The organism is Rhodanobacter panaciterrae (assembly GCF_014651895.1).
GTDB lineage: Bacteria > Pseudomonadota > Gammaproteobacteria > Xanthomonadales > Rhodanobacteraceae > Rhodanobacter > Rhodanobacter panaciterrae.
Genome location: NZ_BMXT01000002.1, coordinates 565017 through 592004, shown reverse-complemented (window position 1 = coordinate 592004; position 26988 = coordinate 565017). Strand labels below are relative to the sequence as shown.

The following is a 26988-nucleotide window of genomic DNA, read 5'->3' as shown; positions in this document are numbered from 1 at the left end:
AAGAGCCGGCGGCACAAACTACGTGCACCCCAATTCCGGGCTCCGTCAGGCGTCAGGCCTGCCACAGGTTCCTTCGCGTAGAGCCAGGTGTCAGGCGCTGCGGTTCCATTCGAGAAAGGAGAGCGTCATGACCCAGGTTGTCGTCGTCATCGGTGCAGGCTCGATCGGCCAGGCGATTGCGCGGCGCGTCAGCGTTGGCAAGAACGTCCTGCTGGCTGATCTGCGCCAGGACAACGTCGATGCGGCCGCAAAAGTTCTCAGCGACGCCGGGTTCGAGGTGAGCACGGCCATCGTCGATGTCTCGTCGCGCGAGTCAGTTCACGCGCTCGTCGAGACAGCCACGGCCATCGGCAGCATCAGCGGCCTCATTCATGCCGCCGGTGTCTCGCCTTCGCAGGCATCGCCCGCCACGATCCTGAAGGTCGATCTGTATGGCACGGCGCTCGTACTCGAAGAATTCGGCAACGTCATTGCGCGCGGCGGCTCGGGCATCGTCATCGCCTCGCAATCGGGGCATCGCCTGCCGGCGCTGACGCCCGAGCAGGACAAGTCGCTGGCGACCATGCCCACCGAAGCATTGCTGGCGTTGCCGATGCTCCAGCCAGACCAGGTGATCGATCCGCTCCACGCCTACCAGATCTCCAAGCGCGGTAACTCGCTGCGCGTGAAGGCTGAGGCGGTGCGCTGGGGCAAGCGCGGCGCACGGGTCAACACGATCAGCCCCGGCATCGTCATCACCCCACTGGCCAGGGATGAATTGACTGGGCCGCGTGGCGAGGGTTACCGCAACATGATCGAGCGATGCCCGGTGGGACGTGCCGGCACGCCCGATGAGGTCGGCGCCGTGGGCGCGTTGCTGATGGGTCCGGATGGCAGCTTCATCACCGGCAGCGACTTCCTCATGGACGGAGGCGTCACGGCGTCCTACTGGTACGGCGAGCTGGCCCCGAAGGCCGCAGAGCACTCACCGTGACGAACATTCTGATCCTTGGCGCGAACGGTCAGCTCGCGCGCAACACCACCCGGTATTTGCTGGAGCACACCGATGCACGGCTGCGGCTCTATCTGCGCCGAGCAAGTCGCTTGAAGAATCCCGATACGCAACGCGTGGAGATCGTCGAAGGCGACGTGTTGGACCAGGACGCACTTCGGGCAGCGACGCAGGGACAGGACGTGATCTTTGCCAGCCTGGTCGGAGCCATGACCGAACAGGCGCGATCCATCGTGAACGCCATGCACGCCACCGGCTGCCGACGCCTGATCTTCATCAGTTCGATGGGCATCTACGGCGAAGTGCCGGGCGAGCGCTATCGCAGTGTGCTCGATGCCTACCGCGATTCCGCGGCGGTGATCGAAGCTTCGGATCTTGATTTCACCATTCTCCGTCCCGGCTGGTTCACCACAGACAAGGCGGTGGGCTACCGCCTCACGCAAAAGGGCGAGCCTTTCCTCGGTCACGACGTGTCGCTGGACAGTCTCTCGGACCTGATCACCACCTTGGCGCTTACGCCCGGCTTGCACGTGCGTGGCAGCCTCGGCGTCAGTCGCGCCGACTAAGCAGGAGAAACACCATGCAAACGCGCAAACTTGGCAAGAGCAACCTGGAAGTCTCCGCCATCGGTCTCGGCTGCATGGGCATGACTTCCGCCTATGGACCCACGGCTGACAAGCAGCAAATGATCGCGCTCATGCGCGCGGCGGTGGACCGCGGCGTGACCTTCTTCGACACGGCCGAGGCTTACGGTCCGTTTGCCAACGAAGCACTGGTGGGCGAGGCGCTGGCGTCGGTCCGCGATCGGGTCGTGATCGCGACCAAATTCGGTTTCGACATCAATCTTCAAACGGGTGAGCGAAGCGGGGGCGTCAACAGCCGTCCGGAGCATGTCAAAGCCGTCGCCGAGGCCGCGTTGAAGCGGCTCAGGACCGATCGCATCGACCTGTTCTACCAGCACCGTGTCGATCCGAACGTGCCCATCGAAGACGTTGCCGGCGCGATCAAGGACCTCATCCAGGAAGGCAAGGTCAAGCACTTCGGTCTTTCGGAGGCCAGCGCGGGCACCATTCGTCGCGCGCACGCGGTGCAGCAGGTGACTGCCGTACAGAGCGAGTACTCGCTGTGGTGGCGCGGACCGGAAACCGAGATCCTGCCGACGCTCGAAGAACTGGGCATCGGCTTCGTCTGCTTCAGCCCGTTGGGTGCGGGCTTTCTCACCGGCAAGATCGATGAAACCACGAAGTTCGAGAGCACGGATTTCCGCACGGCGGTTCCCCGCTTCGCGCCGGAAGCGCTGAAGGCAAACATGGCGCTGGTCGATCTCGTGCGTAGCGTGGCCGCACGCAAGGGCGCGACGCCGGCCCAGATCGCCATCGCCTGGCTGCTGGCGCAGAAGCCGTGGATCGTGCCGATTCCGGGCACCACGAAACTGCATCGACTTGAGGAAAACCTGGGCGCGCTCACCGTCGACCTCACCGCCGGCGATCTTCGCGAGATCGATGAGACAGCCTCGAAAATCACGCTGCAGGGAGCTCGTCTGCCCGAGAGCGTGCTGAAAATGACCGGACTGTAATTTCTGGATGCAATCCCTGAATCTATCGGAGTCAATGAAATGAAAAGTCGCACATTGGGAAACAGCCAGCTCGAAGTCTCCGCGCTCGGTTTTGGTTGCATGGGGCTGAACCACGCCTATGGTGCTGCGATGGAAAAACAGGACGCGATCGCCTTGCTTCGGCAGGCTGTCGAAGTCGGCGTGACTTTCTTCGATACCGCCGAGGCCTATGGCCCGTTCACCAACGAAGAATTGGTCGGCGAGGCGCTGGCACCGATCCGCGATCAAGTGGTGATCGCCACCAAGTTCGGCTTCAAGGATGGCGATTCGAAGACCGGTATGGACAGCCGGCCGGAGCGCATCCGGGCCGTCGCCGATGCCTCACTCAAACGTCTCAGGACCGATCACATCGACTTGTTCTACCAGCATCGCGTCGATCCGAACGTACCGATGGAAGATGTCGCTGGCACGGTCAGGGAGCTGATCGCGGAAGGCAAGGTCAAGCATTTCGGCCTGTCGGAAGCCGGCGTGCAATCGATCCGCCGTGCACATGCAGTGCAGCCGGTCGCCGTGCTGCAAAGCGAGTATTCGCTGTGGTGGCGCGAGCCCGAGCAGGACGTGTTGCCGACCTGCGCGGAACTGGGCATCGGCTTCGTGCCGTTCAGTCCGCTGGGCAGGGGTTTCCTCGCAGGAAAGATCGACGCAAGCACCTCGTTCGCCAAGGACGATTTCCGCAACAACGTGCCACGCTTCTCACCCGAGGCGCGCCAGACCAATCAGACACTGGTCGACCTGCTGGGGCGCATCGCTACCGGCAAGCAGGCGACACCAGCGCAGATCGCGTTGGCGTGGCTGCTGGCGCAGCAACCGTGGATCGTACCGATTCCGGGAACCACGAAGCTGCATCGGTTGAAGGAGAACATCGGCGCCGCGGATATCGCGCTAAGTGCTGATGATCTTCGGCAGATCGCCGAATCATTGGCGCAGATCCGGGTGCAGGGTGACCGCTACCCGGCGCATCTGGCAGCGCAGGCGGGCAGGTGACAGGCATCGACCGGCCTTTCGATCAATTACAGGAACGTTGACCATGGAAATCATCCGCAACGGCTCGCAGCCCTCCGTCACCGGGCCGACCGAGTACTTCACCGGCAAGGTACGCATCGATTCGCCGTTCAAGGGCATCGGTGGCGCGAACGTGTCCGGCGGCATCGTCACCTTCGAGCCGGGCGCACGCAGCGCCTGGCACACCCATCCGCTGGGACAGATCCTGATCGTCACCGCCGGCAAGGGCTGGACCCAGTGCGAAGGCGGCCCGATCGTGGAGATCAACGCCGGCGACATCATCTGCTGCCCGTCGAACCACCGGCACTGGCACGGCGCCACACCGACCACCGCGATGACCCACATTGCCGTCCAGGAAGCGAAAGACGGCAAGGTGGTCGAGTGGATGGAGAAGGTCACCGATGAGGAATATCTTGTGGGGCCGACGCCCTGATTCCGTTCAACCCTTCCCCCAGCAAGGAAAACCCCATGACCACCAAAGCCTACGGCGCACATGCCGCCGACAAGCCGCTGCAATCCATCGACATCGAGCGCCGCGCGCCCGGCCCGCAGGATGTGCAGATCGACATCGCCTATTGCGGCGTCTGCCATTCCGACCTGCATACCGCGCGCTCCGAATGGGGCGGCACGCTTTATCCCTGCGTGCCCGGCCACGAGATCGTCGGCCATGTCAGTGCCGTGGGCAGCGAGGTGAGCGGCTTCAAGGTCGGCGACACCGTCGGCGTGGGCTGCCTGGTCGGCAGCTGCCAGCATTGCGCGGCCTGCGACGAGGGTCTGGAGCAGTACTGCGAGAATGGCTTCGTCGGCACTTACAACGGCCCGACCGCGGACGCGCCCGGGCACACCTTGGGCGGTTATTCGCAGTGCATCGTGGTCGATAAGAAGTTCGTGCTGAAGATCCGCCATTCCGAATCGCAGCTCGCCGCGGTCGCACCGCTGCTGTGCGCCGGCATCACCACCTACTCGCCGCTACGGCACTGGAAAGTCGGCCCCGGCAGCAAGGTCGGCGTGGTCGGCATCGGCGGACTGGGCCATATGGGCGTGAAGCTCGCGCATGCCATGGGCGCGCACGTGGTCGCGTTCACCACCTCGGACAACAAGCGCCGGGCGGCGCTGGATCTGGGCGCGGACGAGGTGGTGGTTTCGCGCAACGCTGACGAGATGAAAGCGCACGCCAACAGCTTCGACTTCATCCTCAACACCGTGGCCGCCAGCCATTCGCTGGATGCCTTCACCAGCCTGCTCAAGCGCGACGGCACCATGGTGCTGGTCGGCGTGCCGGAGCATCCGCATCCGTCACCGAGCGTCGCCAACCTGATCTTCAAGCGACGGAACATCGCCGGCTCACTGATCGGCGGTATCGCCGAAACGCAGGAGATGCTGGATTTCTGCGCCGACAAGGGCATCGTCTCCGACATCGAGATGATCCCGGCGCAGAAGATCGACGAGGCCTACGATCGCATGGTGAAGGGTGACGTGAAGTATCGCTTCGTCATCGACAATGCGTCGCTGGCCAAGTGAGGATGGCTTCGCGCGCAGAATGACTCCGGCCCGAGGAGCTCATCGCAGATTTTGATTGAGCTCCTCGATGGTCGGCATGGTTCGACGCCGAGCGCAGTCTTTGAAGAAGGGCCGCCGTCCATGCTCGCCGAACCGAGCTAGCTGAGGCCGAAAGGCATCAGCGGCTTGGCCCGATCGTCGCGAAATGTGAGAACCCGCAACGTCCACTTCGGGCCGGCTTCTGCCGGTGGCAACATGCCGGCCCGTCAATAACCTTGCAAGGGAAGATGTCGGTCAAAAGCGGGCGTTGCCTCTTCAATTTTTCGAGTGCCCACCGTCTTCGCCTCGAAAAACCTTTACTACTTTCCCGTCCTTGTCGAGAAAGTCCATTTCCGCTTCTCCGTTCGCAGGTACTTTCAGCAAGATCCGCTTGTTGCCAAGGGCGTCCATGAGAGCGAGTGTTGCAGAGCCATCAGCTGTTCGGCCCACCCAGGCACGGCGGTGACCACCTAGATTCTCTCGGCTATCGGAAACGGCCAGGCCGGCCATGCTGTTGTCCTTATCGTCGACTCCCAGCAGTTGCACGACTTGATTGGCGTTGTAGCGATCGAAGGAAAGGCTGCCGCCGGAGTCGACCACATCGCCGTGTGCATCACGCTTGCCGCCAAAAATCAGACCGCCGTTTTCTGATCCTTCATCGTTGAAAAAGATCATGCCTGCCTGTGGTCGATCAACCTTGGGCTGCTCCTTTCCCTTGACGATAACGCCGGGCAATCGCGCGCTGCTGGATATCACCAATCTCAGGGTGCCGTCGGGCTCGCGTACATTGATTCGTTGTACATCGATTTCATCCAGTTTGGTAACTGGGTTTTTTGTGAAGCCTGCAAGCACTGTGAACGCGAAAACAGCCGTTAGTACTCCGCTGTAAACGACAAGAAAACGCTGGCTGATCATGAATCCTCCATACGGGCGCTTGTTGCGTCGATCAGTTGAACCCGCCGTCGAAAGCGGGCGTTACCACTTCCGCTTATGCCACCCTCAGTGCGACAAATCGATCGCGTAAGTGGCCGTGCCGTCACCGTGATCCTTCTCTTGGCGGATGTTGTCGAGTCCGGCCGCGTGCGCCAAGTCCTGCTTGTTGCTGGCGGCGGTGAACACCACCGGGCCGTGCGTCTTCAGTGGCGCGAACTTCCATGAGGTCGGTTCGAGATCCTTGGCACTGATCTGTTTCTGGCGTTCCAGCCATTTCGCCAGGATTTCGCGGGTGCCGTCGGGTGCGGCCAGCACGATGTTGCTGCCGTCGAGGCCGGGGAAGTGGCCGCCGCCGCTGGCGCGGTAGTTGTTGGTGACGATGATGAAGGGCTGCGTCGGCGTGACCGGCTTGCCTTGATACGTCAGCGTGATGATGCGCTGGCCGATCGGCTTCGACACATCGATGACGTAGTGGATGCCGCCCTGGATCTGGTCGAAGTTGTAGCCGGTGAAGTGAGTGTTGATCAGCGCCTGTTCGCCGGTCTTAGCCGGGTCGATGCGGTTGAAGCGTTCGGCGGATTTTTCCAGCCACGCCTTGAGCCCGGCACCATCGGTTTTCACCGCGGCCAGCGTGTTCGGGTAGAAGTACAGGTCGGCGGCGCTGCGCAGGGTCAGCGGGCCGGCGGCGACATCGGTGTAGTCGTCGGGGCCGCCGAAGCCGGTGCGGAACGCGGCGGCGGCGGCGAGTACGGGCACATTGGCCAGTTCCGGATGCAGCCGCGGCAGTTCGGTGCGCACGTAGTCGGCCTGCGCGGCGTTGATCGGCGCCAGCGCGGTCATGTTGCCCTCATCGGCGAAGTAGCTGCTCATGCGCATCGAGCTGTTGCCGATCGGGGTGTTGACGTAGGCGATCGCGGCTTCATGCGCCTGCTGCACCAGCGGCGCGATGGCGGGATCGGCCGGCACGCACTGGTTCTTTTCCTTGCAGATCGGGCGCACTTCACTGTGCGTATTGTCGAGGTCGACCACCCAGCGATCCTGCTGGCGATTCAGCACCAGCTGGATCACGCCCAGATCCTTGCCGAAGAAACCGCCCATCACCGCGGGCACGTTGCGCACGAAACCGAGATGGGCATCGACGTCTTTCATGCCGGCGTAGTGCGGGCCGGGGAATTCGGTGTGCGAGTGGCCGAGCAGCAGCACGTCGATGCCGGGCACGCCGGTGAGGTACCAGCCGGCGTTTTCCATCTGCGGGGTATACGGCGAGGTGTCGAGGCCGCCGTGCAGGATCGCCACGATCAGGTCGGGATGCTGCGCCTTGAGTTGCGGAAGATACTTCTGTGCCGCCTCGACCACACCGCTGACGCTGACCTTGCCGGCCAGGTTCTGCTTGTCCCAGTCCATGATCGGCGGCGGCGTGAAGCCGATGATGCCGATCCGCAGCGGCACGTGGATCTTGCTGCCGTCCGCGGTATAGGCCTCAATGGTTTTCGTGACGATCGTCCACGGCTTGAAGATCGGTGCGCCGTCGCGCGCGCTGTAGACATTGGCCAGCACCAGCGGGAAGTGCGGGCCGGCGCAGCGGTTCGTATGGCCGCCATCCACGTTCATCGGCGTGCCGGTGACCTGCGACAGGAAGCCGAGGCCGTAGTTGAATTCGTGGTTGCCGGCGGTGCCGCCGTCGTAGCCCATGGCATCCATCGCGCGATAGATCGCCAGTTCCTGGTCGCAGGCCAGCGGCTTCACCAGCGCCTGGTAATCGGCCAGCACGCTGCCCTGGATGGTGTCGCCGCTGTCGAACAGGAAGGTGTTGGGAAATTCCGCGCGGGCGCGGCGGATCAGCGTGGCGGTGCGTTCGTAGCCGAGCGAGTCATCCTGTTTGAGTTTGTAGTAGTCGTAGCTCAGCACGTTGGAGTGCACGTCGGTGGTTTCCAGGATCGCCACGTTGGCGCGCGCGCCGTCGGGCGTCTTGGTGGACTTCCAGGATTGGCTGGCACAGCCGGCGAGCAGTGCGAAGGTCAGGGCGAGCAGTGAGGTGGCGCGGGAGGGCAGGCGTAGCGACATGGCAGTTCCGTGAGACGTGCAGGTTCAGACCATGAAAATTAACAGATCGGAGCGGCCGTTTGCCGCTCTGGCCGGGTGGCGATGCCCAACGCCAGTGGAACGCCGTGGTGGTTGCTCCTGTCTGCTACCGACACAAGACCGTAAGATGGCATTCCAGTGACACAAGGTCCTTACAGGGGGACTGTCCATTCATGCCTCGAATCTCGTTACATCGTGCGCGCACCGGTGCGGTATCGCTGGGCGCGCTGATCTTTTTCGGCGTCTGCGTCGCGCTCAGCGCGTGGCAGGAACCGGAGCCGTTGCAGCGGTTTTTCATCGCCGGACTGATGCTGTGCACGTTCGGCGTGTTGCTGTTCGTGTTCGCGCGGCTTGCCACGGCGCTGCTGGTCAGCGGCGGTTTGTTTCTGGCGCTGAAGTTCATTGCATCGATGAAGCTGCGCTACCTCGATTCGCAGCTGATGCCGTCGGATTTCATCTATTACGCCGGTACCAGCCTGCTCGACACGCTGCGCCATTATCCGCACCTGTACGCACTGGGCATCGGACTGTGCCTGTTCGTGCCGCCGCTGCTGTATCTGGTGTGGCGCTGGGACTGGCGCGTGCTGGCAGGATTGCGGTCGCGTGTCTCGGCCGGCGTGCGCCTCGGCGGCATCGTGCTGGGCGTTCTGGCGTTCTGGCTGTGCATGTTGCCGACCGGGCCGTTTGCGCAGGTGCATTCGCGCAATGTGTGGGAGAAGCTGTCCGACGATGCGCAGCTGACCAATTTCTTCGTCAACTTTCGCGACTCGGCGGTCAAGCTGCCGGCGATGGCCAGCGATGCCGTTGCCGAGCAGACCTGGGGCGACACCGCGCAGGGTGAGCCGGGCAGCACGCAACCGCCGTATCCGGACATCGTGCAGGTGCTGGAGGAGAGCACCTTCGACCCGTCGATCTACGATGTCTGCAACGTGCCGCAGTGCCGCGTGGGCATGTTCAAGCCGGATGCGCGCACGCGTGCGCATGGCGTGTTGCGCGTGCACACCTTCGGTGGCGGCACCTGGGTCAGCGAGTTCGCCGCGCTGACCGGCATGCCGCAGGACATCTTCGGCCCCGGCGGCATGTATGCGCCGTACGTGCTGGCGCCGAAAATCCATGATGCGCTGGCGTTGCAGTTGCGCCGGCTCGGTTATCTCACCATCGGCGTCTATCCGACCGAGGCGAGCTTCATCAACGGCAGCAACGCATACCAGGCGTATGGCTTCGACCATCTGTACGGCGCCAGCGAGCTGGGCCTGACGGAATGGGAGGAGAGCGACGCGCAGATGTTCGCCGCGGCCAAGCGTCTCTACGACAAGGTCAGGAAGCCGGGGCAGCCGGTGTTCATCATGATCCTGACGCTGAATCAGCACGGGCCGCACGACGATGATCCGATGACCAAGCTGCCGCCGACTTACCGCAATCTGCTGCGCGGGCTGTCGACCAACGCGGCGCTGAATTTCGACACCTATCTGTCGCGCCTGCACGATTCGGATGTGGCGATGCGCGGGCTGGAACACGACTTTCTCGATCGCCCGCAGCCGACCGTGCTGGTGCATTTCGGCGACCATCAGCCGTCCTTCGGTGGGCAGATCCGCAACCTGTCGCGCAACCTGTCACCCGCCTTGCAGCCGTACCGCGACTACCTCACCTACTACATGCTGAAGAGCAACTTCACCGGCGCGCCGGTACCGAACTATCCGATGCTCGATATCGCGTTCCTGCCCAGCATGGTACTGCAGGCTGCCGGGGTGCCGACGGATCCGTACTTCTCCGCGGCGACCGAGTTGCGCACGCGCTGCAACGGCCTGTACGACGATTGTGCCGTGCCGGGCCTGCTGGAGTCCTATCACGCGTGGACGATCGGGCGGCTGCATGTGTATCAGTGATAGGTGCGTCTGAGGGCTTGGAGAAACGGGTGTGCATGGATTGTTCTTCCTGACCATGCACGTCAATCAAGGGCAGTTTTTGTCGTCATCTGGCAGATGCAGCCTCGCAAGATCCCACGAACACGGCATCGTCTGGTGCTGTCATCAGGCTGAGATGAGCGCCTGAGCGGCGTGCGGGAGCGGTGCACTGGCGAACTGGAGTCACGCCGCAGTCAAGGCAGCGCTGGCAAGCGTCTTGCGTGGTGTCTGTCATGAACGACATCACTCCCGACATGCCCATGCTCATCGAAACCGCCTCAGGAAATCAGCAGACGCCGGCTGCGAACGACGAGACAACCCTGGAACAGCAGATGACCGAACTCGGTCTCTCGAGCGACACCAGGCGATTCCTGCGCCACGTCCACCTCGCAGAGAAACAGCTCAACGACGCCTTCAGCAAATGTCGTCAAGGCGGCGAACTGGAAGAGCAGGTGAGCCAGGTCTATCGCGACCTGTATGGAGCGGGTTGCGCAAAGCGTGCCGCACGCTAGAAAAGCGCGAATCCTTCAATCTCGATCGCTTCAGCTCGCATCGGACGGGCAAGGCCAGTACGGCCCGGGAACGTACAAAAATTCGCGTGATGCCATAGCTGCGATGGTTCGTGGCAAAGGCCACCGAGAAAAAATAACCGGCTCGGCCCGTGGGCCCAGCAACAGGTCCGCTTGCAGGCTGAAAGCGGATCTGTAACGTGGCGATCGTGAGCGCGGTGCTTGCATTCAATGACGCTTGGCTCCGGCCTGATCGAAGTAGATCCAGCTCTTGCCGTCGGCGCTGAGCTGTTTGAGCTGCACTGTGAAGTCGAAACGGGTAGTGGACAGCGGGCTGCCATCGACGCGCTGCATGTCGAGCTGGGTCGCCGGTTGCTTCGGTTGCAGCGTGGTCGGCATCACGTGGTAGTCGGTGAGCGGGCGCATCAGCGTGCCGGCCAGTGCTTCGTGCAGCACGCGGCCTTGCGCCTTCGGCAGCGGCAATCCCAACAACGCGGCGATGGTGGGAGCGACGTCGACGTTGCCGCTCGGCAGCGGATCGCTGAAGCCTTGCTGGAAGCCGGGGCCGGCGGCGAGCAGGGTGTTGTGCACGTCGATCGGGCTGAAGCTGCCGTGTTCGCCGCGCTCGTTCGCCTGGCTGGCGTATTCGGTGCCGCGGAAACCCTGGATCACCGCGTCGGCGTCCCACGCATAGCTGATGATGATGTCCGGTCCGCGTGAGGCGTTTTCCAGATGCACGCTTTCCGCCGGCAGGGTGCCGGGGATATTGCCGTAGCGCTTCGCCACGAAGATCGCGCCGATGTACTCGCGCGACTGCAGGAAGCGCACCGTGCGCCTGACCAGCGCCGCATCGTGTTCGGGCTGATAGAAGTATTCGGTGCCGCCATTCGGCGCGAGCACCAGCGCACCCTTCGGCAGTTGTTCGGGAACGACGTAGCTGGGCGTGGTGTACGGGCCGGGCTTGCCGCACAGGTGGCCGTCATCGTCGTAGCGGGTCGGTTGCAGTGGGCTGCCGTCGGCGCGCAGGCCGCTCAGCACCGGCACGTGCATGCAACCGAAGCCGTCGAACGCGGTGAAGCCGGCCCGGGTGAGCTGGTCGGCCAGGCGGATGCCGCCGGAGACCGAGTAGCCCCAGTCGTTGTCGACGCCGGTCACGCGGCCGTCGTTGATCTGGCGCAGCGGGAACAGGTCGCGCGGGCCGGCGATATTGCTGTGGCCGTGGTCGGACACCACGATGATGTCGGTGTCCTGTGCCATGCCGAGCTGCTGCAGTCGCGCTTCGAGCTGGCCTAGCAGTTCATCCTGCGCCTTCAGCGCGAGATGGAATTCCGGCGAGCCGACGCCATAGAGGTGCTGGGTGGTGTCCGGGTTGCGCAGCCATACCACGCTGAGGTCGGGCCGGTGCTGCGGCAGGATCACGTCCAGGTACACCTTCATCATCCAGGCGTTGGCCGGTGCCGGTGTGGTCTCAGCGGCGGCGGTCGCATCGGAGGTGACACCATCTTTCAGCGTGACCAGCTTGCCCTGCTCGGTCGGCGAGTCGTTGTCCTCGCGCAGGCTGAGCTGAGAGGATGAATAAGCGTTCACAGTATGGGCAGGCAGCGCGTAGCCGGCTTGCTGCAGCTCCTTGGCGAACGCCAGCGGCAGCGCGGTGTTCTCGTCGAGGATCACGCCGCCTTGCTTGTAATCCTGCAGGAACGCGGGACCGGACTTGCCGACCGCGGCGGTGGTCAGGCCGGCCTTCTGCGCCGCGGCGAACAGCGTGGGCAGTTCCAGCAGTTCGTGGTCGAAGTGCGTGTCGAGGTCGCGCAGCACGGCATAGTCTTCGGTATAGATCGGGTTGTGGAAATCCGCGGCCACGCCTTTGGCATTGAGGCCGCTGGCGCCCGGCGCCCAGAAACGGTTGCCGTAGAAGCCGAGTGGGCCGGGGAACGCGCCGGTGGCGAAACTGGATGCGTTCGCCATGGTGAAGGTGGGGTAGGTCGAGTGGTTGTCCTCGAAGCGGCTGCCACGCTGCGCCAGCGCCAGCAGGTTCGGCGTGTCCTCGGCGCTGATCGCATCCGGGCGCATGCCGTCCCATACGAACAGGATCACCCGATGCGGTTTCGATCCTGCGGCGCTGGAGGCCGCCTGCACGCTGGGCAGCGTGGCCAGCAAAGCGAAGGCAAGCAGGAAGGGCGACAGCGGCAGGCGGCGGAACGCGATGGTCATGGGGCAACCCGGACGGTGGTGAACCCGCCATGCTGCCCGCCGCATGTTGCAGTTTGCGGTCGGTCGCACCTGTGGTGCTGAATCACGTGCGCAGTGCCAGCCGCGTGCGCAGGCGCTCAACATACGCGGAACAGAGTCGACGCATACCTGTCACGCGACTGCAGCGATGTGGACCGAGCATGCGCGGCATCTTCGCCAGCTCTGTGGAATCCGCATGCGTCGTCTGCTGCTTGTGTTGTCCTTCGGTGTACTTGCGGTGTTGTCGTCCACCTCGGCGATTGCCACGCCTGTCCTGTTGATTTCGATCGACGGCCTGCGTCCGGCAGACGTGCTGCAGGCGCGGCAGCGCGGCTTGAAGCTGCCGAATCTCGAAGCGTTCCTGCAGCGTGGTGCGTATGCCAGCGACGTGCGTGGCGTACTGCCTACGCTGACCTATCCCAGCCATACCACGCTGATCACCGGCGTCTCGCCGAATCTGCATGGCATCGGCGGCAACCTCAGCTTCGATCCCACCAACAAGAACCAGCAGGGTTGGGAGTGGTACGCCAGCGATATCCGTGTGCCGACGTTGTGGGATGCGGCGCATGCGGCCGGCCTGAGCACGGCCAACGTGCACTGGCCGGTGAGCGTCGGCGCACAGGTGGACTGGAACCTGCCGCAGATCTGGCGCACCGGCACGGCCGATGATCGCAAGCTGCTCGCGGCACTGGCCACGCCCGGCCTGCTGCCGTCGCTGGAACAGGATCTCGGCCCGTATGCCGACGGCATCGTCGAGGATCTGCCCGGCGATCAGAACCGCACGCGTTTCGCGATCAAGCTGCTGGAAACGCGCAAGCCGTATTTCATGACGGCCTACCTCACCGCACTGGATACACAGCAGCATGCGAGCGGTCCGGATACGCCGGCATCGCGCAAGACACTGGAAGGCATCGACCAGCTGATCGGCGAACTGGTGGCTACCGCGCAGCGCGTGCATCCGGATGGCGTGGTGGCGATCGTCTCCGATCACGGTTTCGCGCCGGTGCAGCATGACGTCAATCTCTATCTGCCATTCATCAAGGCGGGTCTGGTCACGCTGAAGGACGGCGAGGTGACTGACTGGCAGGCGATGCCGTGGAACGACGGCGGCAGCGCGGCGATCGTATTGCACGATCCATCGAACACTGCGGTCAAGGCGAAAGTCGCCGCCTTGCTCAAGCAACTGCAGGACGACCCGCAGTACGGCATCGCCCACGTGCTGGATCACGACGAGGCCGTGGCCCACGGCGGCACGGCGCAGGCCAGCTGGTTCGTGCAATTCAAGCCCGGCGATGAAATGGGCATCAAGCCCGATGCGCCAGTGCTGTCGCCCGGGCATTACCGCGGCATGCATGGTTACGACGCGGCGCTGCCCGAGATGCGCTCGACCTTCCTGATCGCCGGCAAGGGTGTGCCGGCGGCCAGGGATCTCGGTTCGATCGACATGCGTGATATCGCACCAACCCTCGCGGCGTTGCTCGGCGTGCAGCTGCCGCAGGCGCAGGGCAAGGCCTTGCTGGAAGTGCCATCGGCCGCCGTTGCAAGCACGCAAAGCCGGAACCCGCCCGTCCATGCACGCATGAACGTCAGTACGAAATAGACGTCCATACGCATTCGTACATGCGGATGTAACGGCCGCATCACATTCGCAAATCATGCTACCCGGACACCCACCGGAGGGGTTCCGGTGACTCCCTAATCACATGTGACGCAGGCATTCCTGATGAGTGCCTGCGCGAAGGATTCTGCATGTCTCTGCACAAGGTTTCGATTCGCCGGACCGCACTCGCACTGGCCACGTTCGGTGTGCTGCATGGCACGGTGCTGCTTGCCGCCACGACCGACGGCGCGGCTGTACCCGTGGTTACCGCAACGGCGAATGCAACGTCGGATGCCAGCGCGAGCAACGCCAAGACCATGGAGGCCGTGTCGGTAGTGGCTACCGGTGAAACGCGTCAGATCCAGAAAGTCACCAGCGAAGACATCAAGGCGCTGCCGCCCGGAAGCAGCCCGCTGAAGGCGATCGACAAGCTGCCGGGCGTGAACTTCCAGGCGGCCGATGCGTGGGGTGCGTACGAATGGTCCACCCAGATCACGTTGCACGGTTTCGACCAGAGCCGGCTCGGCTTCACCCTCGACGGCATTCCACTCGGCAACATGAGCTACGGCGTCACGAACGGGCTGCAGATCACCCGTGCGATCACCAGTGACAACATCAGTATCGTGGAGCTGGCGCAGGGCGCCGGTGCACTGGGTACCGCAGCCAGCACCAACCTCGGCGGCACCATCCAGTTCTTCTCGGCCGATCCGGACAATGTGGCCGGTGCGCGGATCAATCAGTCGATCGGCTCCGATGGCACGCATCGCACCTTCGTGCGGGCGGACACGGGCGATTACCACGGCTTCTCGATGTATGCGTCCTACGACCATGCCGACACCAACAAGTGGAAAGGCTACGGCGACCAGAAGTCCGACCAGATCAATGTGAAGGGCGTGTACCAGTGGGGCGACGGCAACCGCATCAGCCTGTTCGTCGACAGCTCCCGGCGCAAGGAATACGACTACATGGATCTGTCCCTAGTCAGCCAGAAGGCGCTGGGCTGGAACTGGGATTACCTGCAGCCGAACTGGGCCGAGGCGGTGCAGATCGCCAATGCCTACAACGGCCATGGTGCGTATCCGGCCGAGCTGTCCAAGTTGCCGGCGGGTTACGACCTGGTCGACGCGACCTATTACGCCGGCGGCGGTATCCGCCGCGACAACCTGACCGGTCTGAGCGGTTCGTTCAATCTGGGTGGCGGCGCCACGCTGAATCTTGGCGGCTACTATCACGGCGATCGCGGCGAAGGGCAGTGGGCGACGCCGTATGTGGCATCGTCGGCCACCGTGCCGATCGCGATGCGCACGACCGACTACGGCCTCGACCGTACCGGCGCCACCGGCTCGCTGCAGTTCACGCTCGGCGGCAACGACATCGAACTGGGCGTATGGGGCGAAAACGCCAACGACAACCAGGAACGCAACTATTTCAAGCTGACCGGCCAGTACAACTACCTCAGCAATTTCTACGCGAGCGAGGCGCCGTTCGCGCGCGGCTTCTTCCAGAACTACGACACCACCACGCGCATGGCCTACGCGGAAGACACCATCCATCTGCTGGATGATCGTCTCACCGTGAATTTCGGCGCCAAGTCGTTGAACACGACCACCACGGCCGAGTCGCTGGTTCCCAGTGCACTCGCTGCCGGTCGGGTGAAGGCCAGTGATGGATTCCTGCCACAGGCCGGCGTCGACTACAAACTCGACAGCAACCAGGACATCTACGCGTCCTACAGCAAGAATCTGGCGGCCTACGGCATCCTTCCATTCAGCCAGTCGCAGGCTTCGTTCAATGCGGGCAAGAGCACGTTGAAGCCGGAGGAGTCGCAGACCTTCGAGCTCGGTTACCGCGTGCATGGCGACACCTTCGAAGCTTCCGCGGACGCCTACTTCACCCGTTTCAGCAACCGCCTGTTGTCGGTTTCGCCGTGCCCCGCCGTAGTCACCTGCTCGGCGATCCTCAACAACGTCGGTTCGGTGAAGAGCACCGGTCTTGATCTGGCCTTGATCTGGAAACCGATCGAGCATGTGCGCTGGCTCAATTCGCTGTCGTACGACAACTCGAAGTACCAGGACGACTACCTCAACAATGGCGTGGTGGCCACCGCCGGCAAGTATGTGGTGGGCATTCCGACCTGGATGCTCACCAGTGAGGTGAGCTATACCGCCGGCGCGTGGAGCGCCAATCTCGACGGCAAGTACACCGGGCGCCGTTACATCACCTATATCAACGACTCGGCGGTGTCGTCGTACTGGTTGCTCAATGCCGGCGTGAACTACGACCTCGGTGCACTCTCGGTGCTGAAGGACGTCAGCCTGGGTCTCAACATCACCAACCTGACCAACAAGCACTACTTCGCCACTACCGGCACGAATGGCTATGTGGCCTCAGATCCGACCGGCCAGAACCAGACCCTGATGGCGGGTGCGCCGCGGCAGTGGTTCTTCAATATCAACGCGAAGCTCTGAGCGAACCATTAGTACAGATACGGCGTGGCCCGGAACGGTCGCGCCGTATCTGTTTCCGGGGCTGGTCGACGTGGCAGCTGTGAATTGCGGCCATGTCGTGACTATGATCGGCGGGTTCGTTTCCCCGCAGAGATCATGCATGCCCAGCCTTCATCCATCGGTCAGCTCGACGTTGCACCGCCCGTATTTCGTCATGGGCGTGACCGTGGCGGCCGCGGCGGCAATCGTCGGTGCGATCCTGGCCGGTCCTGCCGTTGCCGATGGTTGGCGATTGTTGCACTGGGTGTGCAAGCCATTGGCCACGGCGCTGATCTTCCTGCTCGCATGGCACGCACAACCCGCGCTGTCGGTGCGTTACCGGCGCTGGATCCTGATCGGCATCGCCTGCTCGCTGCTGGGTGACGTGTTGCTGATGCTGCCGCAGGATTTGTTCGTGCCGGGACTGGTGGCCTTCCTGTTCGGCCACGCATGTTTCATTGCCGCCTTCCTTGGCGACAGTCGTTTTGGCGTGCGACCGTGGCTGTTGCTTGCCAGCCTCGCTTATGGCGCGGTCAACCTGTACTTGCTGTGGGGTTCGATCGGTGCCGCGTTGCGGGTGCCGGTGATCGTCTATGTGGCGGTGCTGGCCAGCATGGGCGGGCAGGCACTGGGGCGGGCGTGGGCGTTTGCGCGTCGTGATGATGCAGCGGCCAGCAGCGCGTGGCGGGCTGCCGTCGGTGCCATGCTGTTCATGCTCAGCGATACCTTGCTGGCATGGAACCGCTTCCATGCTGCGATCCCGTTATCGAGCCTGTGGGTGCTGTCGACGTATTATCTGGCCTTGTGGTGGATCGCGCGCTCGGTGCAGCGCGACGACGCCTTGATCGAGGCAGGTGCAGCGCAGTGAATACGCCGGAACTCATCATCACCTGGGCCACCCCGGTGTTCTTCCTGCTGATCGGAATCGAGCTGCTGGTGGCGAAGCTGCGTGGTCGGCGCGCCTACGCCAGCAATGACGCGATGAACAGCATCGGGCTGGGGGTGATCTCGCAGGTCGTCGGCGTGTTCAGCAAGCTGCTGACGTTCGGCATCTATGCATGGTGCGCGCAGCATATGGCGCTGTTCACGCTGCCGGCGGACAGCCTGTGGGTATGGGCCGGCGCCTTGCTGCTGTACGACTTCTGCTACTACTGGCTGCATCGCTGCGGGCACGAGGTGAACCTCCTGTGGGCCGCACATGTGGTGCATCACCAGAGCGAGCACTACAACCTGTCCACCGCGTTGCGCCAGACCGGCAGCGGCGTCTTGCTGAGCTGGCTGTTCTACCTGCCGCTGGCCGTGCTCGGGGTGCCGCTCAAGGTTTTCGTGATCGTGGCGCTGATCGACCTGCTGTACCAGTTCTGGGTGCACACCGAGCAGATCGGCCGGCTCGGCTGGTTCGACCGGGTGTTCTGCTCGCCGTCCAACCATCGCGCCCATCACGCGGTGAACGACCGCTACCTCGACCGCAACTACGGCGGCATCCTGATCGTGTGGGACCGGCTGTTCGGCAGTTTCGTCGAGGAAGACGACAACGAACCGCCGGTGTACGGCACGCGCTCGCCGCTGCGCAGCTGGAACCCGCTGTGGGCGAATGCCGAGGTGTACTGGCATACGGCAGTGGATGCGTGGCATGCGCAACGCTGGCGCGACAAGCTGCTGCTGTGGCTGAAGCCACCGGGCTGGCGACCGGCCGACGTGGCGGCGCGTTATCCGAAACCGGACTTCGTGATGCCCAGTGAGCGTTTCGATCCGCCGGTGCCGAAGGCGCTGATGATCTATGTCCTGCTGCAGTTCGCCCTGCTGCTGGGGATGACCACGCAGTTCCTCGGCATGGCCGGCAGCGCCAGCCTGGCGGCATTGCTGGCTTACGCGCTCTATCTGGTGGCCAGCCTGAGCGTGCTCGGTGCGCTGATGGAACGGCGGCGCTGGGCGCTGTGGGTGGAAGGCCTGCGCGTGCTGCTGACCGCGCTGCTGCCGCTGTTGCTCGGCCGCTGGTTCGGCATTGAGCATCTGGACGGCCATATCGCACTCGCCATCGCGGCGGTGTTCGGGTTCAGCGCGCTGGCGTTGCCGTGGCTGGGTCGACCGTCTTCTATGGAAGGTATGGCTTCAGCTGCGAATTGAAGGGCATCGCGGCTGAAGCCGCTCCCACAGTTCTGGCTGCCCGTGTTGCACTGCGCTGTGTGTGTCGTGGCGCATTCGCTATGATCGCCGCTTGCTTCCAGGGGTCAGGCGATGAGTTTCTTCAGCAAGCTGGTGCGGCACAAGTCGGTCGAGCAGTTGCAGGCAGAGGTGGGCTCGCGGGGCGACTTTCGCCGCGTGCTGGGTTTGTGGCAGCTCACCGCGATCGGCATCGGCGGCATCATCGGCGTCGGCATCTTCGTGCTGGCCGGCCAGCAAGCGGCCACCAATGCCGGTCCGGCGGTCGCACTCAGCTTCATCATTGCGGGTCTCGGCAGTGCCTGCGCAGCGCTGTGCTACGCCGAGTTCGCCGGGTTGATCCCGGTCACCGGCAGCGCCTATACCTACGGTTACGCGGTGCTCGGCGAGTTTGTCGCCTGGATCATCGGCTGGGATCTGCTGCTGGAGTACGCGCTGGTGGTCGCGGTGGTGGCGATCGGCTGGTCCGGCTATGTGCAGGTACTGCTGAACTCCGCCGACGTGCATCTGCCGGAGTGGGCGCAGCAGAGCATGAGCGCGCAGACCATGCAGTACTACCTGCAACAGGTCTTCGGCACGCACGGTGCCACGGCGATCGCCGCGCCCAGCGACGGCCACCGTTTCAACGTGATTGCCGCCGGCGTCTCCGTTGCGGTGGCGGTATTGCTGACCGTGCGCACCGAATGGGGCGCGCGCTTCAACACCGCGGTGGTGACGATCAAGGTGATTGGCGTGCTGCTGGTGGTGCTGGTCGGTGTGTTCTACATCAATACCGCGAACTGGCATCCGTTCATTCCCGCGCGCATCGTCGATGCCGCCACCGGGCTCGGCCACTTCGGCTGGCAGGGCGTGCTGACCGGCGCCAGCGTGGTGTTCTTCGCGGTGTTCGGCTACGACACGCTGACCACGGCGGCGGAAGAGGCGAAGCACCCGCAGCGCGATCTGCCGCGCGCGGTGTTGCTGTCGCTGGCGATCGCGATGGTGCTGTACATCGCGGTGTCGCTGGTGCTCACCGGCATCACGCCGTACAGCCACCTCGGTGGCGATGCCTCGGTATCCGATGCGTTCGAATCGATCGGGCTGCACTGGCTCAGCATCATCATCGCGGCGGCCGCGGTGATCGGCGTCACCAGCGTGCTGTTCGCCTTCATGCTGGGTGCAGCGCGGATCTGGTTTGCGCTGGCGCGCGATGGCCTGTTGCCGGGCTGGTTTGCGAAAGTCAGCCCGCGCTTCGGCACACCGGCGCGGCCGACTATCATCCTTGGTCTGTTCACCGCACTGATCGCCGGCCTGCTGCCGATCGGCGAAGTGGCCGAGCTGGTCAACATCGGCACGCTCAGCGCCTTCATCATCATCTGTGGCTCGATCATGTTGCTGCGCGTGCGCCGGCCGGAACTTCAACGCAACTTCCGCACGCCGGCGGTGTGGTTCACCGCGCCGTTGGGCATCCTGTTCTCCGCCGTGCTGATCTACGGCCTGCCGTGGATCACCTACGAGCGCTTCATCATCTGGATGGCGATCGGCTGCGTGATCTATTTCGTCTACGGCATCCGGCACAGCAAGCTGGCACAGTCGAGCGGCGGATGAAATTCGCCGGGATCAGTTGCCGACGGCGCTGACGATCCGGTCACGTCCGCCGCGCTTGGCCTGTCGCATGGCCTGATCGGCGCGCGCCAGCAAGGCGTCGACCGTCTCACCGTGACGGTATTCGGCGGCGCCGATGCTGACGGTCAACCGGCCATCCGGGCGCTTGATCGCGCGGATGGCCAGCCGCAGCTGTTCGGCCCGCTCGCGGGCCTGCGGCAGGGCGAGGCCAGGCAGCAGCATCGCGAATTCCTCGCCACCAATCCGGCCGATCAGGTCGGTCTGGCGCAACTGGGTGCGCAGGGCTGCGGCCAATGCGATGAGTGCATTGTCGCCAGCCGCGTGGCCGTAGTCGTCATTGAGCTGCTTGAAGTGATCGGCGTCCAGAAACAGCATGCATACCGGCTTCTGCTGACTGTGAATATCCAGCGCGAGCTGGGCCAGTTCGAGAAAGCGGTTGCGCAGCAGCAGGCCGGTCAGGCCGTCGGTATTGGCCTGCTCGCGCAGCCGGCGCTCCAGCCGGAACTGCTCGAACAAGGTGCGCGCCATGAACGCGCGCAACACGGCCGACAGCGAAATGGCGATCGCCATGTACACGAAGTACTGGAAAATCTGTATGCCATGAGTGTTGCCGAGCAGCAGCATCGGCAGCGGCCCCACGACACACAGTGTCATCGCCACGATGAAATCCCGGCGAGTGAACCAGATCACCGCCGAAGCAACCGGCAGCAGCAGGCCCGGGAGCACCAGCGGTTGACCCTGCAGGCGACCGATGCTGCTGAGATTGATGCCGATTTCCAGCAGCAGCACGCAGGTGAGCGTCAGCAGGCTGAGCGAACGTGGTCGCTGCACACGTCGGGCGACCGTGGCCGCCAGCAACAACAACGGCACCGGCAGCAGTTGCAGCAGCAAGGGCACGGACGACGGGCGGATGAAATGACTGGCGAGGACGGCAATCCCGAAAGCTGCCGTGGCCATCAGCATCAGCGCACGGATCATCGGCGCCATCTGTCGCGCCAGATAGTGGGCGTAGTCCTGCGGCTGATCCGCATGGCTGGCGCGCAGCCAGCTCTCGAACGAGTCGGGCGCGTGGGTTTCGGCAGGTGGCAGATGTTCGGTCATCGGCATGAAGCCAGCAAGATGGGTGCCATGACGCGCTTCCCAGGCAGATCGGAACGGCAGGGAAGTGCGCTCGTGACCTTCGGCATGGGTTAAGCGCGGTGGTCCCGTTCTAGCATCGACCCCCTGGATGCATGTCGCGACAATCTTCAGCGGCATGGATTCCCGGAGTCCGTCTGGCTTTACCCGATCCGTGCCGTGGGTTTTTCGGCTCGTCCGGCCATGTCCGCAGGCTCCCACCACCCACCCGGAGAACACATTGAAAGTCACCCGCCTTGCTTCCGCCCTTGCCGCCGCCGCCTTCGGGCTGGCCAGTTTCAGCGCACTTGCCGATGTCCCGGCGCCGCAGGATGTGCCGTATCAGGGCACATTGAAGATCAATGTGGACGCGACCGATCTGGCCCACCGCATCTTCCGCGTGCGCGAGACGATCCCGGCGCAGGCCGGTCCGCTGACCCTGCTGTATCCGCAGTGGCTGCCGGGCAACCATTCGCCGTCCGGTGCGATCGACAAGATGGCCGGGCTGGTGGTGAAGGCGAACGGCCAGGTGCTGCCGTGGACGCGCGATCCGCTCAACGTCTACGCGTTCCACGTCGACGTCCCGCAGGGTGCCAGCGGCGTGGAGGTCGAGTTCCAGTTCCTCTCCTCGCAGGACCAGCGCCAGGGCCGCGTGGTGATGACGCCGGAGATGCTCAACCTGCAGTGGAATTCGGTGACGATGTATCCGGCCGGCTATTTCGCGCGCCAGATCAACACCGAAGCCAGCGTCAAGCTGCCCACCGGCTGGCAGGCTGGCACCGCGCTGGAAGTGGCCTCGAAGGACGGCGACACGTTGAACTTCAAGCCGATCAATTACGACGACCTGGTCGATTCGCCGATCTACGCCGGCAAGTACTTCAAGCGCATCGATCTGGATCCGGGCGCGAAGGCGCCGGTGCACATGAGCATCGTGGCCGATGACGCGAAGTACCTGGAGATCAAGCCGGAGCAGATCAAGCCGTTCCAGAACCTGGTCCAGCAGATGTACAAGATGTACGGCGCGCATCACTACGACCATTACGATTTCCTCGTCTCGCTCAGCGACAAGATGAGCGGCAACGGCCTCGAGCATCACCGTTCCAGCGAGGACGGCACCTCGGCTGACTTCTTCACCGAATGGAAGAAGAACGCGCTGGGCCGCGATCTGTTCTCGCACGAGTTCAACCATTCCTGGGATGGCAAGTATCGCCGTGGTGCGGATCTGGCCACGCCGAACTTCAACGTGCCGATGAGCGACACCCTGCTGTGGGTCTACGAAGGCCAGACCCAGTTCTGGGGTCAGGTGATGGCCGCGCGTTCGGGTCTGTGGGACGCCGATCAGGCGCATGACATGTGGGCCTTCACCGCCGCCACCTACGACAAGGGCCGCCCCGGCCTGGCCAGCTTCCGCAACGTGCAGGACACCACCAACGACCCGATCATCGCCCAGCGTCGCCCGTTGCCGTACCGCAACTACCAGGCCAGCGAGGACTATTACTCGGCCGGTCAGATGATCTGGCTCGACGTCGACGGCCAGCTGCGCGAGCTGAGCGGTGGCAAGAAGACCATCGACGACTTCGGCAAGGCGTTCTTCGGCATGGACAGCGGCAAGTGGGACGTCAATCCCTACACCTTCGAGGACGTGGTCAAGACGCTCAACGATATCGCGCCGTACGACTGGGCGAAGTACCTGCGCACGCGCCTCGATGGTCATGGCCCGTTGATCGGCGGCATCGAGTCGCACGGCTGGAAATTGGTCTACACCGACAAGCCGTCCGATGCGGTGAAGGCGATCGAGGCGCGCCGGCATAGTGCCGATCTCACCTATTCGCTGGGCGTTTCCATCGGCAAGGGCGGCAGCATCAGCGACGTGTTGTGGGACGGCCCGGCGTTCAAGGCCGGCCTGGCGCCGAGCATGACGGTGATCGCCGTCAATGGTCGCGACTATGACCCCGATGCGCTCAAGGAGGCGGTCACCGCCTCGGCGAAGGACAAGAGCCAGCCGATCGAGCTGCTGGTGAAGAACTTCGACCAGTACCAGACCATCCGCATCGACTATCACGACGGTCTGAAATACCCGCACCTGGTGCGCGACACCAGCAAGCCTGACACGCTGACCGCGCTGCTCAAGGCGCTCTGAGGCAAGCCCGCATCGGCCCTCCCGAACCCCGTTCGGGAGGGCCGATGCGTTTACGCTGCTCAGCCACGCCCTGCGGCAACTCGGCTATACTGCGCCCCGCGGTGCCGGCCTTGCGGCCACAGCATCGCGCGCTGCCATACATGCGCCCGTAGCTCAGCTGGATAGAGTACTGCCCTCCGAAGGCAGGGGTCGTGGGTTCGAATCCCGCCGGGCGCACCATTTCCTGTGACACTCCCGCGTAATCATCGAGACGCCGTCCGGCGTTGCTGTGCGTATGGCCCGAGCGCCTATGCTTGCGCATCGCCAGGCATCCGGGAATCGTCATGCCCGTTATCACTGAAAAACCGATCGCCGCGAAGGTGCTGGTGATCGGTCATCGCGGGGCCAGCGCGTTGCGGCCGGAGCACACGCTCGCTTCGTACACCCGGGCGATCGCCGACGGCGCCGACTTCATCGAGCCGGATCTGGTGATGACGAAGGATGGCGTGATGGTGGCACGCCACGAAAACGAGATCGGCAGCACCACCGATGTCGCCGCGCACCCGGAATTTGCCGCGCGCAGGACCCGCAAGAGCATCGACGGCGAGGAAGTCAGCGGCTGGTTCAGCGAGGACTTCACCCTGGCCGAACTGAAGACGCTGCGCGCACGCGAGCGGCTGCCGCAACTGCGCAGCACGCAGTACGACGGACAGTTCCCGATAGCCACGCTGGACGAGATCATCGACTTCGTCGCGGCCGAATCCGCCGTGCATGGACGCGTCATCGGCATCATTCCGGAGATCAAGCACGGCACCTATTTCCGCAAGCTCGGCCTGCCGATGGAAGACGCGTTGCTCGCCACGCTGGCCGCGAATGAGTACACGCTCAGTGCGCCGCTGGAGATCCAGTCGTTCGAGATCGGCAACCTGAAATATCTGCGCGGCAAGCTCGCTGCCGGCGATCGTTCCAACATCCGCCTGCTGCAGTTGCTCGGCGACGATGAGCAGCCGCCGCACGATGTGGCCGCGGTGGGCGGCAAACTCAGCTATGCGCAGATGATGACGCCGGCTGGTCTGCGCGAGGTCGCCGTGTATGCGGATGCGATCGGTCCAAACGTTCGCGCGATCATTCCGCTCCGGCCCGACGGCACGTTTGCTGAGCCTACGGCACTCGTGCGCGATGCGCATGCGGCGGGGCTGGAGCTGCATCCGTACACGTTCCGACCGGAAAATCATTTCCTGCCGAAGCATTTGTGGCAGGGCAGCGATCCGCACACGTTCAACGAGGCCGGTTCGATCGCCGAGATCCGCGCCTATCTCGATGCCGGCATCGACGGGTTCTTCACCGACGCTCCGGCACTAGGCCGCAAGGCGCTGGACGAGTGCTGAATCGGGACAAACAAAAGGCGCCCCGCAGGCGCCTTTTGTTTGCAGTGAACCGGGTTGATCAACCCTTCTTTATTTCGAAATCCTGCTTGGCCACTGATTTTCCATCGAGCGAAATCTCGACGCGATACTTGCCTTCGGGCCACAGATCCGGGTTCTGTACCTTGAACGTGGTGACGGCGGGACCGTCGGTGGCGATCGACTGGCTGATGTTGCTGACCAGCTGGCCCTGGCCTTCCAGGTAGCTCCATTTTGCGTTGAGCGTGGCACCGCCGCTGCGGCCTTCGGTGGCAACACTGGCGTAAATCATCTTGTTGTCGGGGGCGAAACTGCTGCTGGCGCGAGTCACCTGATGCTGTGCATTCACGTCGTTGCCGAGAGTCAGTTTGGCCACCGTCAGCGGCGCTTCCGCAGGCGCTGCAGCCACCGGCGCGGCTACGCTGGCGGCGGGCGCCGCGCTGGCCGCGGTGCTGCTGACAGGTGCCGCCGCTGCCGTGCCGCTGGCGGCGGGTGCAGGCGTGGGCGTGGGAGCCGCGGTGCTGGTCGCCGCCGGTGTGCTGGCCGGCGTGGCCGGTTCGTTCTTGCCGCAGGCGCTGAGCAGGAGCAGGCCGGCGAGACTGGCGCTGTATAGGGCGGTGATGCGGATGGAACGTGTCATGTGAGCTCCAGGGTCGATGACGTGGCGAATACCACTCCGTGGCCGTTGCCGCAGCGCCATCCGGGCGCCTTGGTCAGGACGCAAAGGCTAGCGCCGTCGATCTGAAGCGTGGATTACCGAGGAGCACGGCATCGACTGAACTTTCACGCGGCCATGACATTGGAGGCAGAATCGCCTGCCGGGCGACTGCCAGCAAGCAGACGCCTACTGGCGAACCGTGCGCGGATTGCCCGGCGTGGCCGGTGTGCTGCTGCGGAACGGGTTGATGTCCAGTCCGCCGCGACGGGTATAGCGCGCGTACACGCTCAACTGCTGCGGCGCGCAGTGTTGCATCAGATCGACGAAGATGCGCTCCACGCACTGCTCGTGGAATTCGTTGTGATCGCGGAACGACACCAGATAGCGCAGCAGCCCGGCATGGTCGATCGGTGCGCCACGATAAACGATCTGCACGCTGCCCCAGTCCGGCTGGCCGGTGACCGGGCAGTTCGAGCGCAGCAGGTGCGAGACCACGGTTTCCGCCACCGGTGTGGCGCCGACATCCGCTTGCAGGAAATCGGCTTGCGGTGGGCCGTAGTGATCGATGGCGATGTCCTGCGCGTCGAGCAGATGGCCGTCCAGATCGGTGACCGGCAGAGCCGCAGCATTCGCTTCGCTGAGCTGCACGCTGACGACCGCACCGGCCGCCGCGGACAGGTCATGCATCAATGTGCCGGTCAGCGTGGCCGCGTCGGCGATGCGCTCCTGCGCGAAGCCATTCAAGTACAGCTTGAACGACTTCGATTCGATGATATTCGGTGAAGCCGCCGGCACGCGGAACTCGGCCAGCGCCACCACCGGCTTGCCGCGCAGATCGAGCCACGACAGCTCGTAGGCGTTCCAGATGTCGACGCCGTGGAATGGCAGCGGTTCGGCCACGCCGATTTCCGCGCGCTTGTCGGCGCGCGGAATGGCAAACAGCAGGGTTGGGTCGTAGCGGTCGGCGTAGATGGTGTTCTTGCCGAGCGGGGAGTGTTCGGGAGTGCTCATGCCGGGCATTTTAGCCCGTCCTG

General features: G+C 63.8%; 21 protein-coding genes and 1 tRNA gene. 16 read left to right on the top strand and 6 right to left on the bottom strand.

The features are described 5' to 3' along the window. Positions 1-127: 127 nt before the first annotated feature. Genes IE071_RS12055 through IE071_RS12030 form a run of 6 tightly spaced genes read left to right on the top strand, consistent with a single transcriptional unit; the run spans position 128 to position 5129 of the window. Complete coding sequence (locus IE071_RS12055; protein ID WP_189441435.1) at positions 128-973, top strand: SDR family oxidoreductase; 846 nt, start codon at positions 128-130, stop codon at positions 971-973. Next, positions 970-1557 (top strand): NAD(P)H-binding protein, encoded by a 588-nt coding sequence (locus IE071_RS12050; RefSeq protein WP_189441434.1) that lies wholly within the window; start codon positions 970-972, stop codon positions 1555-1557. The genes IE071_RS12055 and IE071_RS12050 overlap by 4 nt, the downstream gene beginning before the upstream one ends. Positions 1558-1571: 14 nt before the next feature. Then, complete coding sequence (locus IE071_RS12045; RefSeq protein ID WP_189441433.1) at positions 1572-2567, top strand: aldo/keto reductase; 996 nt, start codon at positions 1572-1574, stop codon at positions 2565-2567. 39 nt (positions 2568-2606) lie between these two features. After that, positions 2607-3590 (top strand): aldo/keto reductase, encoded by a 984-nt coding sequence (locus IE071_RS12040; RefSeq protein WP_189441432.1) that lies wholly within the window; start codon positions 2607-2609, stop codon positions 3588-3590. A gap of 43 nt (positions 3591-3633) precedes the next feature. Continuing rightward, positions 3634-4041, top strand: coding sequence for a (R)-mandelonitrile lyase (locus tag IE071_RS12035; RefSeq protein WP_189441431.1), 408 nt, complete (start codon positions 3634-3636; stop codon positions 4039-4041). Between the two features lie 35 nt (positions 4042-4076). Continuing rightward, positions 4077-5129: an NAD(P)-dependent alcohol dehydrogenase gene (locus IE071_RS12030; protein ID WP_189441430.1), complete on the top strand. Its 1053-nt coding sequence runs from the start codon at positions 4077-4079 to the stop codon at positions 5127-5129. A gap of 294 nt (positions 5130-5423) precedes the next feature. Here IE071_RS12030 and IE071_RS12025 read toward each other — a convergent pair whose 3' ends face one another. Both IE071_RS12025 and IE071_RS12020 read right to left on the bottom strand, forming a co-directional pair. After that, positions 5424-6062 (bottom strand): hypothetical protein, encoded by a 639-nt coding sequence (locus IE071_RS12025; protein WP_189441429.1) that lies wholly within the window; start codon positions 6060-6062, stop codon positions 5424-5426. An 84-nt stretch (positions 6063-6146) separates the two neighbouring features. Then, positions 6147-8144, bottom strand: a complete 1998-nt coding sequence (locus IE071_RS12020) for a bifunctional 2',3'-cyclic-nucleotide 2'-phosphodiesterase/3'-nucleotidase (protein WP_189441428.1) — start codon at positions 8142-8144, stop codon at positions 6147-6149. Positions 8145-8335: 191 nt separating this feature from the next. Here IE071_RS12020 and IE071_RS12015 point away from each other — a divergent pair, with 191 nt between their 5' ends. Together IE071_RS12015 and IE071_RS15860 are read left to right on the top strand one after the other, a co-directional pair. Next, positions 8336-10048, top strand: a complete 1713-nt coding sequence (locus IE071_RS12015; RefSeq protein ID WP_189441427.1) for a sulfatase-like hydrolase/transferase — start codon at positions 8336-8338, stop codon at positions 10046-10048. Between the two features lie 251 nt (positions 10049-10299). Continuing rightward, positions 10300-10578: a hypothetical protein gene (locus tag IE071_RS15860; RefSeq protein WP_229792875.1), complete on the top strand. Its 279-nt coding sequence runs from the start codon at positions 10300-10302 to the stop codon at positions 10576-10578. Between the two features lie 225 nt (positions 10579-10803). Here IE071_RS15860 and IE071_RS12005 read toward each other — a convergent pair whose 3' ends face one another. Further along, positions 10804-12786 (bottom strand): alkaline phosphatase family protein, encoded by a 1983-nt coding sequence (locus tag IE071_RS12005; RefSeq protein ID WP_189441426.1) that lies wholly within the window; start codon positions 12784-12786, stop codon positions 10804-10806. 214 nt (positions 12787-13000) lie between these two features. On the opposite strand from IE071_RS12005, the gene IE071_RS12000 reads away from it, so the two are divergent. The 5 genes from IE071_RS12000 to IE071_RS11980 all read left to right on the top strand — a co-directional run bounded on the left by IE071_RS12000 (position 13001) and on the right by IE071_RS11980 (position 20640). Beyond that, entirely contained in the window at positions 13001-14404 is a 1404-nt protein-coding gene (locus tag IE071_RS12000; protein ID WP_189441425.1) for an alkaline phosphatase family protein, read from the top strand. Between the two features lie 149 nt (positions 14405-14553). Next, positions 14554-16872, top strand: a complete 2319-nt coding sequence (locus tag IE071_RS11995; protein ID WP_189441424.1) for a TonB-dependent receptor — start codon at positions 14554-14556, stop codon at positions 16870-16872. Between the two features lie 139 nt (positions 16873-17011). Then, the gene (locus IE071_RS11990) at positions 17012-17758 is read left to right on the top strand and encodes a lysoplasmalogenase (protein WP_229792874.1); all 747 of its coding nucleotides are present in this window, start codon (positions 17012-17014) and stop codon (positions 17756-17758) included. Further along, positions 17755-19017 carry a sterol desaturase family protein gene (locus IE071_RS11985; protein ID WP_189441423.1) on the top strand — a complete coding sequence of 421 codons (1263 nt, stop codon included), beginning with the start codon at positions 17755-17757 and terminating at the stop codon, positions 19015-19017. The genes IE071_RS11990 and IE071_RS11985 overlap by 4 nt, the downstream gene beginning before the upstream one ends. Before the next feature lie 111 nt (positions 19018-19128). Further along, positions 19129-20640 (top strand): amino acid permease, encoded by a 1512-nt coding sequence (locus tag IE071_RS11980; RefSeq protein WP_189441422.1) that lies wholly within the window; start codon positions 19129-19131, stop codon positions 20638-20640. A 12-nt stretch (positions 20641-20652) separates the two neighbouring features. Here the strand turns inward: IE071_RS11980 and IE071_RS11975 are convergent, their stop codons facing one another. Beyond that, positions 20653-21759 carry a GGDEF domain-containing protein gene (locus tag IE071_RS11975; RefSeq protein ID WP_189441421.1) on the bottom strand — a complete coding sequence of 369 codons (1107 nt, stop codon included), beginning with the start codon at positions 21757-21759 and terminating at the stop codon, positions 20653-20655. Positions 21760-22015: 256 nt separating this feature from the next. Between IE071_RS11975 and IE071_RS11970 the strand changes: the two genes are divergently transcribed. The 3 genes from IE071_RS11970 (at position 22016) to IE071_RS11960 (ending at position 25281) form a co-directional block, all read left to right on the top strand. Then, the gene (locus tag IE071_RS11970) at positions 22016-23914 is read left to right on the top strand and encodes a M61 family metallopeptidase (protein ID WP_189441420.1); all 1899 of its coding nucleotides are present in this window, start codon (positions 22016-22018) and stop codon (positions 23912-23914) included. Between the two features lie 142 nt (positions 23915-24056). Continuing rightward, positions 24057-24133, top strand: a tRNA-Arg gene (locus tag IE071_RS11965). Between the two features lie 104 nt (positions 24134-24237). Further along, entirely contained in the window at positions 24238-25281 is a 1044-nt protein-coding gene (locus tag IE071_RS11960; RefSeq protein WP_189441419.1) for a glycerophosphodiester phosphodiesterase, read from the top strand. 58 nt (positions 25282-25339) lie between these two features. Here IE071_RS11960 and IE071_RS11955 read toward each other — a convergent pair whose 3' ends face one another. After that, the gene (locus IE071_RS11955) at positions 25340-25936 is read right to left on the bottom strand and encodes a hypothetical protein (protein WP_189441418.1); all 597 of its coding nucleotides are present in this window, start codon (positions 25934-25936) and stop codon (positions 25340-25342) included. 204 nt (positions 25937-26140) lie between these two features. After that, positions 26141-26965 carry an NADPH-dependent 7-cyano-7-deazaguanine reductase QueF gene (gene queF, locus IE071_RS11950; RefSeq protein WP_189441417.1) on the bottom strand — a complete coding sequence of 275 codons (825 nt, stop codon included), beginning with the start codon at positions 26963-26965 and terminating at the stop codon, positions 26141-26143. Between the last annotated feature and the right edge of the window lie 23 nt (positions 26966-26988).